The organism is Sinobaca sp. TMA16-18 (assembly GCF_059510535.1).
The window spans coordinates 189,373-202,832 of record NZ_JCAKFM010000005.1; the positions used below are offsets into that span (position 1 = coordinate 189,373).

The following is a 13,460-nucleotide window of genomic DNA, read 5'->3' on the forward strand; positions in this document are numbered from 1 at the left end:
ATGGCAGAATATAAAGCAGTTAAAGTATCCAAAGGACCTACAGGATGGGGAAAAGGCCTGATTATTCATCCCTCGGATGAAAAGAAATATGTTATTTCCGTTACCGGCGGCGGCATTCACCCCGTTGCCCAGGAAATAGCGGACAGAACAGGAGCAACACCGATAGACAGTTTTGCTACTTCTGTTCCAAAAGAAGAAATCGCCTGCGCCGTTATTGACTGCGGCGGTACGGCCCGAAGCGGCGTTTATCCAAGAATGGGAGTTAAAACCGTTAACACCTACGGGAACTCTCCTTCCGGCCCGCTGATGAAATTCATTAATGAAGACAATTTTGTATCGGGTGTCGGAATAAAAAACATATCCGACCTGGAAGGCTCTGAAGAAGACGCAGTTGAAGCAGATAATGAAAGAATAGAAGAGAAAGAGTCGCTTCTTAATAAAGACGTAGCAAAAAAGATAAAAGAAGAAGCAAAACAGAAGGCGGCGGTTGAACACCCGCGGAAACAAAACAAAATCAATTCCATGATTCAAAAGCTCGGCGGCGCGATGGGGAATGTAATCAGTATTTTTTATCAGGCCGGCCGGGACACGATCGACACCGTTATCAAAAATATTCTACCCTTCATGGCTTTTGTCAGTACATTAATCGGAATTATTACATTCACAGGTATTGGTGATCTGATCGCGAACTTTGTAACGCCTCTGGCCAGCAGCTTGACCGGTATGCTGATTCTATCGCTTTTGTGCTCGATTCCGCTCATTTCGCCGATGCTTGCGCCAGGGGCCGTTATTGCCCAGGTTGTTGGTGTGTTAATCGGTGTGGAAATCGGACGCGGCAATATTCCACCGGAAATGGCACTGCCTGCACTATTTGCCATTAATCCGCAGGTTGGTACAGACTTTGTCCCCGTTGGTTTAACGCTCGGAGAAGCAGAAACCGAAACAATCGAAGTCGGAGTGCCGGCTGTACTATTCTCCCGCTTAATTACGGGTCCGATTGCTGTAGTAATTGCTTACTTCTTTAGTATTGGAATGTATTGATCGAAAATAGAGGAGGAATTTAAATGAAGGAGACGGTTACGATGTCTGATTATTTTAAAGTGAAAGTAGAATATGTAGGAGAAGAAGCAGACATGATGTGGGAGGAGAAAATGGTCATTCTCTTTAACAATACCGTTCCGCAGGATTTGAAGGATATTGCCATTGTACACGATGGAGGCAGCCTGGCTGCCCCAATTGAAGAAGGCGATGTGATGATGATCGGCGACACCTCCTTTACCCTTTTGTTTGTAGGAGACAAAGCGAACGAAACGATGACCGATCTTGGTCACGCCACGTTTCATTTCAATGGTGCTGATTCTGCCGACCAGCCGGGGACCATCTGCCTGGAAGACAAAGAAATTCCTGCAATTGAGCCTGGAATGATCATTTCATTTCGAAAAAAATAAATAGAACATAAGGAGTGGACAGCAATGCTCGGAACGAATAGAAAGCTGATTGCATTAGAGCAGCAGGGGAAATCCATACGCGTAGGATTGGTCGGGGCCGGCCAGATGGGACGGGGAATGATCGCCCAGATTGAAAAAATGAAAGGCATGAAAGTAGTAATCACGGCTGATATTGCTGTCGAAAATGTTGTCAACGCCTACGAAAATGCCGGTATTAAAAAGACGAGCCTGATTGTAACCGATAACAAAAGCGAGGCAGCGGAAGCTATCCGTTCCGGACTTGTAGTGGCTACAGCGGATGCTTCGCTTGTGAGCGGGCTCGCCGACGTGGATGTCGTCGTCGATGCGACCGGCGTACCGAACGTAGGCGCGGAAATTGCCTGGAAATCGATCACAAACAAAAAGCACATTGTCATGCTGAACGTAGAAGCAGATATTACGGTAGGGCCTATCTTAAAGCAGATGGCAGATGCCGCAGGGGTAGTTTACACCGGGTCGGCAGGAGATGAACCCGGCGCGATCATGGAGCTGTTTGATTTCTCGGAAGCGCTCGGTTTTGAAACCGTCGCCCTCGGCAAAGGCAAGAACAACCCATTAAACGTGGAAGCTAATCCGGATACGGCTGCCAAAGAAGCGGCCGAGAAGAAGTCGAGCCCGAAAATGCTCGCCTCGTTCCAGGACGGCACGAAAACGATGGTGGAAATGAACGCGGTAGCCAACGCGACCGGATTTCTTCCGGATAAGCCGGGAATGCACGGCTTTCAGGGAGAAGTGAAGGACCTGCCGGCGTTTTTTGAAACAAAAGAAAACGGCGGAAAAGTATCAAAAGAAAAAGTAGTGGAATACATTAATGGCATTGCGCCCGGCGTGTTTGCAATCATCCGCTCCGAGCAGGAGGAAGTAAACGCAGAGCTGACCTATTTAAAAATGGGAGACGGCCCGAACTACGTATTGTACCGGCCGTATCACCTGACGAGCCTGGAGACACCGCTTTCGATTGCGAAAGCCTATCTCGATCACGTACCGACGATTGCTCCTTACAAAGGACGGATCGCAGAGACGGCAACCGTGGCGAAAAAAGATCTGGCGGAAGGCGATTACCTGGACTCCATTGGAGGATTTACCGTGTACGGCACGATATTGGCAGCAGATGAGTCTGATGCCATGGAAGCCCTTCCGATCGGCCTGGTGGATCGACACATAAAAATGAGAAAAGCGGTAAAAAAAGGCGAAATTATCCGTATGAGTGACATCATCCATGAAAAAGACACGACAATCTGGAAACTTCGCGAACTGCAGAATACGTTCGGCACGGTTTCTGCAGAAGAAGATGGTATAATCAAAGAAGCACCGGTAGTATAAATAAAGAGGGGATCGTCATGAAAAAGAATGTTATGATTGGTGATCTATTTTGTGAAAGCTGTAAAGAAGAAGTGCCTCACAGAATTGAATATGTGAACAATGAAATTTCGACCATAACGTGCGAAGTCTGCGACCGCAATATTCAAATTAACCGGGACATGATGAAAGAATTTTACGAAGAAATTTATGAGCGTGTGTCTTCCAAGCCTCATCGGATCACAGAAGAATACAAAGAAGACTTAAATCATTTCATTACAAGCTTTCCATTCCGCGTAGTCAGCAAACCGTACCGTTTGATTAAAGATATGAACCAGACGCACCAGATTTTAAAAGAGCACCGGGACAAGCATCCCCGCCACTGATAAAATGGGAAGCCTTTTTTCTACTATAGAAAAGAAGGCTTTTTCTTTTTGGAGAAAATGGGAACAGCATTCACATACAGCCCTGGATAGGTATATAATAAAATAGTGAAATCAAGCAGAGGAGACGATAACGCATGAGTATGCAGAAAAACGAGGAACGCCTCGAATCGCTTCAAAAAAGCTATGAACAATACAAAAGCGAAAACCTGAATTTAAATATGGCCCGGGGCAAGCCATGTCCGGAGCAGCTCGACTTGTCCAATGGCATGATGGACATTCTTTCTGCCGGCAGCAGTCTGAAAAGTACCGATGGAACAGATCTTCGAAACTATGGGGGCATTGACGGCCTGCCGGAAGCCAAAGAACTGTTCTCGCAGATTCTCGAAGTTGGGACAGATGAAATAGTAATCGGCGGCAACTCGAGTCTTGCACTGATGCATGACTCGATTGCACAGGCGATGCTGCACGGCGTGCCGGGAGGAAACGGACCCTGGTCAAAGCAGGAAAAGGTAAAATTCCTCTGTCCGAGTCCGGGGTATGACCGGCACTTTGCCATTTGTGAGCTATTTAATATAGAAATGATTATTGTTGATATGAAAGAAGGCGGCCCGGATATGGACCAGGTGGAAAAACTTGTCCGTGAAGATGAGGCAGTAAAAGGAATCTGGTGCGTGCCGAAATACAGCAACCCGACCGGTATTGTCTATTCAGATGAAGTTGTGGATCGTTTGGCTTCGATGGAAACAAAAGCCGCAGACTTCCGGATTTTCTGGGACAACGCGTATGCGATTCATCATTTAACCGATGAGCCGAAAGAAATTAAAAATCTGCTCGATGAGTGTAAAAAGCAGGGCAGCCCGAACCGGGTGCTGATGTTCAGCTCGACATCGAAAGTCACGTTTCCGGGCTCAGGCGTAGCGATGCTTGCAGCAAGCGGAGAGAATTTGGACAAGTTCCGGAAGAATATTTCTTTTCAGACGATTGGTCCGGACAAATTGAACCAAAAGCGCCATGTAGAATTCTTTAAAAACATGGATGGCCTGAAAGAGCACATGAAAAAACATGCAGCGATTATTGAGCCGAAGTTTCGCGCGGTTATAGAAATTCTCGATCAGAAGCTGGGTGGCAAAGGCATTGCATCATGGGATCGTCCGGACGGAGGTTACTTCATCAGTCTGGATACGCCGGAAGGCTGTGCAAAAGAAGTGGTAGGAATGGCTTCCGACCTTGGTGTGACGCTGACCGGAGCGGGCGCTACGTTCCCTTATAATAACGACCCGAAGGACCGGAATATCCGCATTGCACCGACGTTTCCTTCCGAAGCGGAGCTGCGTAAAGCGATTGAAGTTCTCTGCGTATGTATTGAACTGGCCAGCCTGAAAAAAACCGGTCAGGCATCGTAACTAAACCTTTTTTCCTGTTTCCAAGAGAGCGGTTGCTTTCAGCGTATGTTTACGTTACGATAATAAATATACATGAGCGGTACATCTTTTTAAACTTAATAATAGGCAGCAATAAATAGACTACAGAGCTATTTTATGAGCCGGAAAACGAGTAAATCCTACCCGTTTTCTGGCTTTTTTTCGTCTTAATGCAGAAAAGAACCCGGCTCATATTGAGGCAGCCGGGCTTCACCGCTTTTTCAGAACATAGAGGAGGAGGCAGGGACAGGATGAATTACATGATTGACCATAAGAACCAAATGATTCATAACGGCCGTTTTGCAGGGGATTACTGCGGCCTGTCGCAGATTGAAGAGGGCGACAAGGAGCATGTGAATAATCAAAAAGTAGCAGACATGCTTGTAGACGATAAAGGCTACGAGAAATGCTCGTACTGCTGTGGTTCTTTTATTCCGGGATTTATCCAGCATTCAATCGAGTCAAAAACAGAATAAAAGCATTCTGCCGGCCGTCGAGGCTGGTTTTTTTATGGAGAAAAACCAAGTTGGGATTTGCTATAATGAAAGAAAAGGAGACGGAGACATGCTCACAAACCAGCGGATACAGGAATATTTAAAAGCGTATATGCTTGATGACAGGCGCTGGATCCATCAGTGGCAGGAGCTGCCGGAAACCGAAACCGTTCCTTCCTTATTTGTTCAGAGCTTTGCGCCGGCTTCTTATGAGCGAACCGTACTGATGATCCACGGTTATTTTGACCATAGTGCGACGAACCGGCTGTTTCTTTTTTATCTGCTGGAAAAGGGATACCGTGTCCTTCTTTTCGATCTGCCGGGGCACGGCCTTTCCGGAGGAAAACGGCACGAGGTGGAGAGCTTTTCTGTCTATCAGGCTGCTTTAAGCCGGGTAATTGATACCGAAAGTGCACCTTTGTATGCCCTCGGACACAGTACAGGAGGCGGGCTGCTGGCCGAATATGTGCTGAGAGGAGGGCGGAAGCTGGAGCGGGCAGCGCTTGTGGCACCGCTCCTCCGCTCCAGTCCCTGGTGGCCGAGCCGGGCCGGTGCGCTTGTGCTGGGTCCCTTTAAACAAACACATCCCCGTAGGTTTAGAATGCACGTAGGATTTCCGGGGTTTATGGAAGAACTGGCGCAGGATCCGCTCCAGGGGGCGGCGGTCTCGTTTACGTGGGCGAGAGCATTAGTTCAATGGGAACGGTATATGCGAAGCCTTACTCCTCTGTTAAGTGAAAATGTACAGATCCTGCAGGGCAATAAGGACGAAACGATCGACTGGACGTTTAATATGCAGGCCTATCACCGGCTGTTTCCGCAGGCGGAAAAGATATTTATAGAAAAGGGAAGCCATGCTCTTTTAAATGAGCGGGAGCATATCCGTCCGATCGTCTTTCACCTGCTGCTTCGTTTTTTCGGACGGACTGTTTAATATAGTGACTATCTGCTTTTATATAGCAATAGATACAAAGAGGAGGCCGAACAGAATGCAGGAACCAGTAGGGAGCTGCTGTCAGTGCGGACGGACCGTCTATTGTATGGATGGGTTTTTAAATGGTGTTTATATAGATAACGACCTATACTGCTTTACATGCAAAAAAGAACAACCTCTCTAATGAGAAGTTGTTTAGGCTGTTGAAAAAAACAAAAAATACGTATTTTTATACAAAAACCTGGACAGGGGTGCTTTCCGCAGGCCATGCCTCAGCTAAAGAGGAAAAGAACGACCTCTTTATCTTCACCTATGGCTGTTCTGCAGGAGTCACCCCTGTTTATTTTTTCTTCTCTCCTTCTCAACAAAGTATTAACAGAATTCGAGATCATGTATAGGTATACAAGGTGAAATAGTTTCTCGATAATCTGAACAACCTCTCTAATGAGAAGTTGTTTTTTTTTGCTATGCGTTGGCGAGCTCACTTGTTTTGCCGGCTTTCATTACCATGCCGTCGAGTGTTTTCCCCATCCAGTATTCCACCTGACGGGCGAGGGCAATCATTTTATCCAAATCCACTCCGGTCGTTACTCCCATTTCTTCAAACATATGAATCATATCTTCCGAGGAGACATTTCCGACCGCTTTCGGTGCAAACGGACAGCCCCCGAGGCCGCCGACAGATGCATCAAACCGGGTGATCCCGGCTTCGTATCCGGCCAGGACATTGGCGAGGCCGAGACCGCGTGTATTATGAAAATGAAGGCCGAGCGGAATATCCTGTCCTACCGCCTTCTGAACGGAAGCGACGCGTTCTTTAACGGAAACCGGGTTAGCCATGCCGGTCGTGTCGGCAAGCACTACGCTGTCCGCGCCGGCCTTCACAAACGTCTGGGCGGCCTGAATTACCTGTTTCTCCGGTACTTCTCCTTCATAGGGACATCCAAATGAAGTGGCCAGCACGGCTGTGAAAGGACGTTCTCCCTGTATCGCTTGAAGCGCTTGGGTAAGCTCTGTTATCCCCTCTTTTGTCGTGCGTCTGGCATTTTTTTTGTTAAACGTATCGCTGACGGCAAGCGTTGCATGCAGTCGGTCAATAGACGTCTCCATAGCCCGGTCGATGCCGGAGGAGCTGAGAACCAGCCCCGCAATTTCCGTTCCTTCGCGTTTTTCCAGCTGATCGACCACCGTTTCAGCATCGGCCATCTGCGGAACCACTTTGGGATTTACAAAAGAAACAGCTTCTACCTTTCTTACACCGGCTCCGATAGCCCGTTCAATCATCTCCACTTTCTGCCCGGTAGTGAGCAGCACTTTTTCGTTTTGAATGCCGTCCCGGGGTCCGACTTCGCATAATTCAATCATCTGATCCGCCTCCTTCATAGTAGTGAAGCACGTAGTCCCTGCCGCGGAAAATGTGCTCGGTCATCGCCGCCTTTGCCCGCTCGACGTCACCGGATTCCACCGCCCGCAGGATTGTATGATGATTCTGCAGGGAGAAAAAAAGATTTTCCTCATCAAACCAGTAAAACGAACGGAACACAAGGGGCAGCACAACCACTTTGGAAATCAGCTCCCGGACGTGGTCGTTGCGGCTTGCTTCAAAAACAGCATCGTGGAATACGTGATTGGCTTTCACGATAGCATCAATCCGTGCCACGTGCTCCTGCCCTTGTTTTTCCAACGCCTTTTCATAAGCATCATTGGCCTGTTTCATTTTCTCCAGGTGGTCGTTCGTCCGGTGAATCGATGCCTGGCCGGCCGCGTAGCTTTCCAGCATGGCCCGCAGGTCATATACCTGGCGGACATCCTCTTTGGAAAACACTCTTACGCTGAAACCGCGCTTTAAAGGAGTGATCAGACCGTCAAACTCGAGCTGCTTTAACGCCTCCCGTATCGGGGTCCGGCTTACGTCCCAATCCTTTGTTAAACTTTCTTCGGTCAGCCTGTGTCCCGGCTCATACACCCCGGTCACGACAGCCTGCTTTATTTTTTCATAGACGTTCATACGCAGCACCTCTATTCCCATTGTATACAAGCGGGTAGAGAAAACCAAATATCGGCTTATTGTATACAGTGATAATAAAAAACCCTGATGCTTTATTTATACCAGTAAATAAAAGCTTGTCAATATAGGATAAATGTATTGATTTTAAATAGTTTGACAATTTAACTTGCTAGTTTGTATACAAAATGCTAGTTTATAAGAAAGAAAGCGGCTTTTGCTTGTTGTTTTTTGTAAAGGTTTACATTAAAAAAGAAGGCGGGTGCGCAGCATGGCGCAAATAGATGAAAAGACAAAATCAGAACCGCGCGGCAGTGAAGAAGCAGTACTTCCTCTGGAGGGAATCCGCGTACTGGAAATGGGAACACTGCTGGCAGGACCGTTTGCCGGCCGGCTGCTTGCCGATTTTGGCGCAGAAGTGATTAAGATTGAGCCGCCGGACAAAGCAGATCCTATGCGCAGCTGGGGAAAGAGCAAAGATGGGACAGGGCTGTGGTGGCCGATTCAGTCACGAAACAAAAAATCGATTACGCTAAATATGAGAGAAGAGGAAGGACAGAAGCTGTTCCGGCAGCTGGCAGCAGAGTCGGACATTGTAATAGAAAACTTCCGGCCCGGTACGATGGAAAAGTGGGGTGCCTCCTACGAAGAGCTGTCGGCTGAGAATCCCGGATTGATTATGATGAGAACGTCCGGATTTGGACAGACCGGTCCTTATAAAAAACGGGCAGGATTTGGCAGCGTCGGCGAAGCGATGGGAGGTCTCCGCCATGTAACCGGGTTTGAAGACCGGCCGCCTTCCCGTATCGGAATATCGATCGGTGATACGCTCGCAGCCCTTTTTGCAACAATTGGCTGCCTGACAGCGGTTCATGAGCGCCATACATCCGGTAAAGGCCAGGTGATTGATACGGCTATTTATGAGTCGGTTTTTTCTGTGATGGAGAGTATTATCCCGGATTATCTGCTGGCCGATTATGTGCGGGAGCGGATGGGTAATATTCTGCCGGGGGTAGCCCCGTCCAACATTTATTTTACAAAAGATGATACCTACATTGTCATCGGAGCGAATGCGGACGGCGTCTTCCGGCGTCTCTGTGAAGCCATGGGGGAGCCGGAACTGGCGGACCATCCCGATTATCATACACATGACGGGCGCGGCAGAAATATGAAAGCGCTGGATCTTCGGATCGAAGAGTGGACCAAGTCGCTTCCGGCGGAAGAGGCGCTGGCGGTACTTGAAGAAAAAGGCGTGCCTTCCGGAAAAATATTTTCGGCTGAAGATATTGTAGAAGATCCGCATTACAAGGCAAGAGAGATGATCGTGCCGGTGGAGCATCCGGAGCTGGGAAGCTTTCCGATGCCGGGTGTGGTTCCGAAATTAAGCCGTACCCCGGGCAAAATAAAAAAGCCCGGCGCCAGCACAATGGGAGCCGACAACGAGGAAGTATACGGCACGATTCTGGAAATAAACGAAGCAAAGCTCAAGCAGTTAAAAGACAACCGCATTATTTAATCAGCCGGGAACCGCATCCGGCTTTTGTTTTCCATATGCATGTAAGCGCTTTTATATGAGAGGAGTTAAAGACGATGCAAAAAAAGGTGAAAGAGCCGATCCGCAAGCCGTGGATCTGGATTACGATGGGACTGCTTGTCGTGTTTAATGCGCCGTGGTATCTGCCGGTAGGAAGCATGGAACCTTATATACTGGGCGTCCCTTACTGGGTGCTGATTTCCACCGCCCTTTCCCTGATACTCTGCGGCTTTTTGAGCTGGCTCTGTCTGCATGAGTGAAACATTGTCGAAGATTTGGAGGAGGAAGGCAGAGAGAGGAGCGGGCATAAATGAATCTGACGTTTTCAGGCGCGGATGGGATTATCATTCTTGTTGTCTATGCTGTGATCATGCTTTTGGTCGGCTACCTTGCCGGGCGGGGAAAGAAGCTGAATGAATCGCTCAATGATTATTATCTGGCCGGTAAAAATCTTGGGATTATCGCTCTATTTTTCACCTTGTATGCTACGCAGTACAGCGGCAACACCGTTGTTGGGTACGCGCCGAATGCGTACCGGGAAGGGTTTTCCTGGCTGCAGTCGATTCCTTTTATGACGATTATTGTCGGGGTCTACCTGATGTTTGCGCCGCGGCTGTACGCAATCTCCAAACGGGCTAACTTTATTACACCGACTGATTGGGTCACATACCGTTTCCGCAATAAGGCAGTAACGATTCTTGCTATTATTCTTATGCTCTGGGGATTGGGAAACTACTTACTTGAACAGCTTGTCGCCATCGGGCAGGCCGTGGCCGGGCTTACCGGAGGTACGATTCCCTATGAATATGCTGTTATCGGCTTTGTGTTTGTCATGCTTACGTATGAATGGCTGGGTGGAATGAAAGCCGTGGCCTTTACTGACGTTATGCAGGGCATTGTATTAATGATCGGGATTATTGTGCTGCTGGTAGGGGCGCTGACGCTTACAGGAGGCGGCTTTACGAATCTTACATCAGATATTGCGACAACAGCGCCGGAGAAAATAGGTGTCCCTGATACGATTACTTCGGTAAACTGGCTCAGCATGATTCTGCTCGTTGGATTTGGGGCCGCTATTTATCCGCACGCGGTACAGCGGATTTATTCCTCGCAGAGCGAGCGGACGCTGAAGCGTTCTTTGTCCCGAATTGCATTAATGCCGCCAATTACTACAGGATTTGTGCTGATTATTGGTATTATTGGCATTCAGCTGTTTCCAAACCTGGATACTGCGGCGTCGGAACAGCTTATCGGTCTCATGGCCAATGAAGTGGCGGCTATTAACGGCTTTTACTACTGGACGATGGTTATCTTATTCGGCGGTATTGTTGCCGCCATTGTCTCCACCGCTGACTCGGCGCTGTTAAGTTTTTCATCAATGGTATCCAACGATATTTATGGCAAATACATTAACCCGGATGCGCCGGAAAAGAAAAAAGTAAAAGTCGGAAAATTAGCAGGAATAGGCGTCATTGCCCTGCTCTTATGGATTGCCTGGAATCCGCCCGGCACATTGTACCAGATTTTTGTATTGAAATTCGAACTGCTGGTGCAGGTATTCCCGGCTTTTGTGCTGGGGCTTTACTGGAAAAGGCTCGCCGCTGTTCCGGTTTTCTGGGGCATGCTCACAGGCGCCATTATTGCGGCAGCCATGACGCTGACAGGAAACAGTACCTTTATAGGGGTGCACGGCGGCGTCATTGGACTTGCAGCTAACTTCTTTATCTGCACGGTCGGTTCCCTTCTTATACCGGCTAATCAGGCGAAACAGGATGAAGCAGAAGAAAGAAGCTCGATGAAACTGGAGGAAATCAAGTATAATGAAAAAACAGGTTCATTAGGATAGAGCCTTTCTGCTTTTAAACTGCTGTAAAGAAGGTCCTGTTTATGACATTATCACCGCTTACCGACACATCAAATGAACTCATAGGAAAAAAACCATGGATTATGCTTGGCTGGCTGCTGTTCGCGCAGATATTGGTTGCTTTTGTAGGGAGAAGTTTGTCCCCGCTCGGTGTGTTTATAGGCGAAAGCTTGTCGCTTACGAATGCCCAGATCGGTATGCTGCCGGCCGCCTTGTTTTTCGGGCAGTTTGCGGCCGCTATTCCTGCGGGAATCTATGTGGACCGGATCGGCACGAGGCCGCTTCTCCTTGCGCTGTCGCTATGCCTGGGCATCAGCCTGTTTTTAGCCTCGATGACAACGAATTTTATGATGCTGCTGCTTCTTATTGTGATCGGCGGCTTTGGCTATGGTGCGATGCACCCGACGTCCAACCGCGGCATTATTTACTGGTTTGAGCATAAAAGCCGCGGCACCGCGATGGGCATTAAGCAGATGGGGGTAACGGCAGGCTCAGGGCTGGCCGCACTTCTGCTTGTGCCGCTGGCCGGCTGGTACGGCTGGCGTCCGGTCGTTATGCTTGCGGCCCTGCTTTTGATTGGGGCCGGCCTGCTCAGCTTCTGGAAATATCGTGATACGAAAGAAGCAACAGAGATTCGAAGTAGCCCGCCGGAAAAAGGAGCAACCTTCAAGCGGCTGAAAGCGATGGGACGCAACCGTCCGCTGCTGCTCATGAGTGGAGGGGCGATGGGCATTAACGGCGCCCAGATGTGCCTGAATACGTATATGATTATTTATGCGATTCAAGTGATCGGGCTTCCGATTTACCAGGCGGGGCTGTTGCTTGTTGTCTCGGAGATTGCAGGATCGATTGGACGCATCGGTTGGGGAACGGTCAGCGACCGTTTGTTCAACGGCAACCGCCTGATCATTTTAAGTATTATTGCGGTAGTGTCTGCCGTCTGCTCGATTATTATGGCAGGATTTTCTCCCGGCACGTCGTTTTTTGCGATGGCAGTTCTTGCCTTTTTCTTTGGCAGCTGCGTATCCGGCTTTAACGGCTTATGGATGAATGCAGCCACAGAGCTTGTGCCTGCCAAAGAAGCAGGGCTTGCCAGCGGATTCAGCATCAGCGTCGGTTCGTGGGGCGTGATTATCGGTCCGCCGCTGTTTGGACTTGTAACGGATATTACCGGCGCTTTCACGGCCGGGTGGTACAGCCTGGCCGGCCTGCTTGGATTAATAGGCTGCTTGTTTATATACCTTCATATTTCAACAAGAAAGGACGAAGCCCATGCCCAGTCATGATGCGTTATCGTTTGTACCGGAAGAATTAAAAGACAAAGATATGTATAAGCTGTTAATCGGTTCCATTGTGCCAAGGCCCATTGCCTGGATCAGCTCAAAAGATAAAGACGGAGTACTTAATCTGGCGCCGTTCAGCTTTTTTACCGTCGCTTCCAGAAAGCCGCCGACCCTGCTTGTATCCATCGGTCCCGGCGTGAAAGAACGGGAAGGAACCGTGAAAGATACGCTGGAGAATATACGGGCAACAGAAGAATATGTCATTAACATTGTGCCGGAACGCCTGGGCAGCAAAATGCATCATTCATCGGAGAGTGTGGCATCATCGGTCGATGAATTTGAGTTGACCGGATTAACAAAAGAGCCGTCCCGGGTAATCGATGTGCCGTCTGTGAAAGAATCCCCGATCGCGTTTGAATGCCGGCTGTCGCAGATTATCCCTGTAGGCGGGGACCATCTGGTACTGGGGGAAGTAAAGCACGTCCGTATGGAAAAAGATGTGTATTTAGGCAACTACAAAACAAATATTGATTATTGGAAGCCGCTCGGACGTCTGGCTGGAGATTATGCCGGCCTGACCGATTCCTATCCGCTTCCGCAGGATGACTGATCCGGGTGTTTTATAAAAAGCGCCATCCGGTAATATAAATAGGAAATAAGACAAAGCATGCAGTGGAAGCAAAAGTTGTCAGGTGGAAAGCGCCGCCTGAAAATATAACACCCCGGCCCCTCTACTTGAGGGGTCTTTTTGTG

At 48.7% G+C, this 13,460-nt stretch carries 15 protein-coding genes; 13 read left to right on the forward strand and 2 right to left on the reverse strand.

Going from position 1 to position 13,460, the window contains the following annotated elements; genetic code table 11:
- The 8 genes from srlE to AC5W14_RS11300 all read left to right on the forward strand — a co-directional run bounded on the left by srlE (position 1) and on the right by AC5W14_RS11300 (position 6,419).
- Positions 1–1,041, forward strand: a complete 1,041-nt coding sequence (srlE, locus tag AC5W14_RS11265) for a PTS glucitol/sorbitol transporter subunit IIB (protein ID WP_496057804.1) — start codon at positions 1–3, stop codon at positions 1,039–1,041.
- A 23-nt stretch (positions 1,042–1,064) separates the two neighbouring features.
- Positions 1,065–1,448, forward strand: coding sequence for a PTS glucitol/sorbitol transporter subunit IIA (locus AC5W14_RS11270; protein WP_496057803.1), 384 nt, complete (start codon positions 1,065–1,067; stop codon positions 1,446–1,448).
- A 24-nt stretch (positions 1,449–1,472) separates the two neighbouring features.
- Positions 1,473–2,810, forward strand: a complete 1,338-nt coding sequence (locus tag AC5W14_RS11275; protein ID WP_496057802.1) for an NAD(P)H-dependent oxidoreductase — start codon at positions 1,473–1,475, stop codon at positions 2,808–2,810.
- A gap of 17 nt (positions 2,811–2,827) precedes the next feature.
- Positions 2,828–3,172, forward strand: a complete 345-nt coding sequence (locus tag AC5W14_RS11280) for a bh protein (protein WP_496057801.1) — start codon at positions 2,828–2,830, stop codon at positions 3,170–3,172.
- Between the two features lie 134 nt (positions 3,173–3,306).
- On the forward strand, positions 3,307–4,575 hold the full coding sequence (locus AC5W14_RS11285; RefSeq protein WP_496194437.1) for an aspartate aminotransferase type Ic: 1,269 nt from the start codon (positions 3,307–3,309) through the stop codon (positions 4,573–4,575).
- 269 nt (positions 4,576–4,844) lie between these two features.
- The gene (locus AC5W14_RS11290) at positions 4,845–5,069 is read left to right on the forward strand and encodes a hypothetical protein (RefSeq protein ID WP_496194438.1); all 225 of its coding nucleotides are present in this window, start codon (positions 4,845–4,847) and stop codon (positions 5,067–5,069) included.
- Positions 5,070–5,157: 88 nt separating this feature from the next.
- Complete coding sequence (locus AC5W14_RS11295; RefSeq protein ID WP_496194439.1) at positions 5,158–6,021, forward strand: alpha/beta hydrolase; 864 nt, start codon at positions 5,158–5,160, stop codon at positions 6,019–6,021.
- Between the two features lie 203 nt (positions 6,022–6,224).
- Positions 6,225–6,419, forward strand: coding sequence for a hypothetical protein (locus tag AC5W14_RS11300; protein WP_496194440.1), 195 nt, complete (start codon positions 6,225–6,227; stop codon positions 6,417–6,419).
- Positions 6,420–6,486: 67 nt separating this feature from the next.
- On the opposite strand, the gene AC5W14_RS11305 is transcribed toward AC5W14_RS11300, so the two are convergent.
- Positions 6,487–7,386, reverse strand: a complete 900-nt coding sequence (locus AC5W14_RS11305) for a hydroxymethylglutaryl-CoA lyase (RefSeq protein WP_496057797.1) — start codon at positions 7,384–7,386, stop codon at positions 6,487–6,489.
- Complete coding sequence (locus AC5W14_RS11310; protein ID WP_496194441.1) at positions 7,379–8,029, reverse strand: GntR family transcriptional regulator; 651 nt, start codon at positions 8,027–8,029, stop codon at positions 7,379–7,381. The genes AC5W14_RS11305 and AC5W14_RS11310 overlap by 8 nt, the downstream gene beginning before the upstream one ends.
- A 268-nt stretch (positions 8,030–8,297) precedes the next feature.
- Between AC5W14_RS11310 and AC5W14_RS11315 the strand changes: the two genes are divergently transcribed.
- The 5 genes from AC5W14_RS11315 (at position 8,298) to AC5W14_RS11335 (ending at position 13,317) form a co-directional block, all read left to right on the forward strand.
- A complete protein-coding gene (locus AC5W14_RS11315; protein WP_496194442.1) occupies positions 8,298–9,542 on the forward strand; it encodes a CaiB/BaiF CoA transferase family protein in 1,245 nt (414 codons plus the stop codon).
- A 74-nt stretch (positions 9,543–9,616) separates the two neighbouring features.
- On the forward strand, positions 9,617–9,820 hold the full coding sequence (locus AC5W14_RS11320) for a hypothetical protein (RefSeq protein ID WP_496194443.1): 204 nt from the start codon (positions 9,617–9,619) through the stop codon (positions 9,818–9,820).
- A 50-nt stretch (positions 9,821–9,870) separates the two neighbouring features.
- Entirely contained in the window at positions 9,871–11,406 is a 1,536-nt protein-coding gene (locus tag AC5W14_RS11325) for a sodium:solute symporter family protein (protein WP_496057793.1), read from the forward strand.
- A gap of 41 nt (positions 11,407–11,447) precedes the next feature.
- Positions 11,448–12,710 (forward strand): MFS transporter, encoded by a 1,263-nt coding sequence (locus AC5W14_RS11330; RefSeq protein ID WP_496194444.1) that lies wholly within the window; start codon positions 11,448–11,450, stop codon positions 12,708–12,710.
- Positions 12,697–13,317, forward strand: a complete 621-nt coding sequence (locus AC5W14_RS11335; protein WP_496057791.1) for a flavin reductase family protein — start codon at positions 12,697–12,699, stop codon at positions 13,315–13,317. The genes AC5W14_RS11330 and AC5W14_RS11335 overlap by 14 nt, the downstream gene beginning before the upstream one ends.
- Positions 13,318–13,460 lie beyond the last annotated feature (143 nt).

Bases quoted from the DNA above. Each gene is read 5' to 3' on its own strand.
- srlE (WP_496057804.1), top strand. From the start codon at position 1: ATGGCAGAATATAAAGCAGTTAAAGTATCCAAAGGACCTACAGGATGG.
- AC5W14_RS11270 (WP_496057803.1), top strand. From the start codon at position 1,065: ATGAAGGAGACGGTTACGATGTCTGATTATTTTAAAGTGAAAGTAGAA.
- AC5W14_RS11275 (WP_496057802.1), top strand. From the start codon at position 1,473: ATGCTCGGAACGAATAGAAAGCTGATTGCATTAGAGCAGCAGGGGAAA.
- AC5W14_RS11280 (WP_496057801.1), top strand. From the start codon at position 2,828: ATGAAAAAGAATGTTATGATTGGTGATCTATTTTGTGAAAGCTGTAAA.
- AC5W14_RS11285 (WP_496194437.1), top strand. From the start codon at position 3,307: ATGAGTATGCAGAAAAACGAGGAACGCCTCGAATCGCTTCAAAAAAGC.
- AC5W14_RS11290 (WP_496194438.1), top strand. From the start codon at position 4,845: ATGAATTACATGATTGACCATAAGAACCAAATGATTCATAACGGCCGT.
- AC5W14_RS11295 (WP_496194439.1), top strand. From the start codon at position 5,158: ATGCTCACAAACCAGCGGATACAGGAATATTTAAAAGCGTATATGCTT.
- AC5W14_RS11305 (WP_496057797.1), bottom strand. From the start codon at position 7,386: ATGATTGAATTATGCGAAGTCGGACCCCGGGACGGCATTCAAAACGAA.
- AC5W14_RS11310 (WP_496194441.1), bottom strand. From the start codon at position 8,029: ATGAACGTCTATGAAAAAATAAAGCAGGCTGTCGTGACCGGGGTGTAT.
- AC5W14_RS11315 (WP_496194442.1), top strand. From the start codon at position 8,298: ATGGCGCAAATAGATGAAAAGACAAAATCAGAACCGCGCGGCAGTGAA.
- AC5W14_RS11320 (WP_496194443.1), top strand. From the start codon at position 9,617: ATGCAAAAAAAGGTGAAAGAGCCGATCCGCAAGCCGTGGATCTGGATT.
- AC5W14_RS11325 (WP_496057793.1), top strand. From the start codon at position 9,871: ATGAATCTGACGTTTTCAGGCGCGGATGGGATTATCATTCTTGTTGTC.
- AC5W14_RS11330 (WP_496194444.1), top strand. From the start codon at position 11,448: ATGACATTATCACCGCTTACCGACACATCAAATGAACTCATAGGAAAA.
- AC5W14_RS11335 (WP_496057791.1), top strand. From the start codon at position 12,697: ATGCCCAGTCATGATGCGTTATCGTTTGTACCGGAAGAATTAAAAGAC.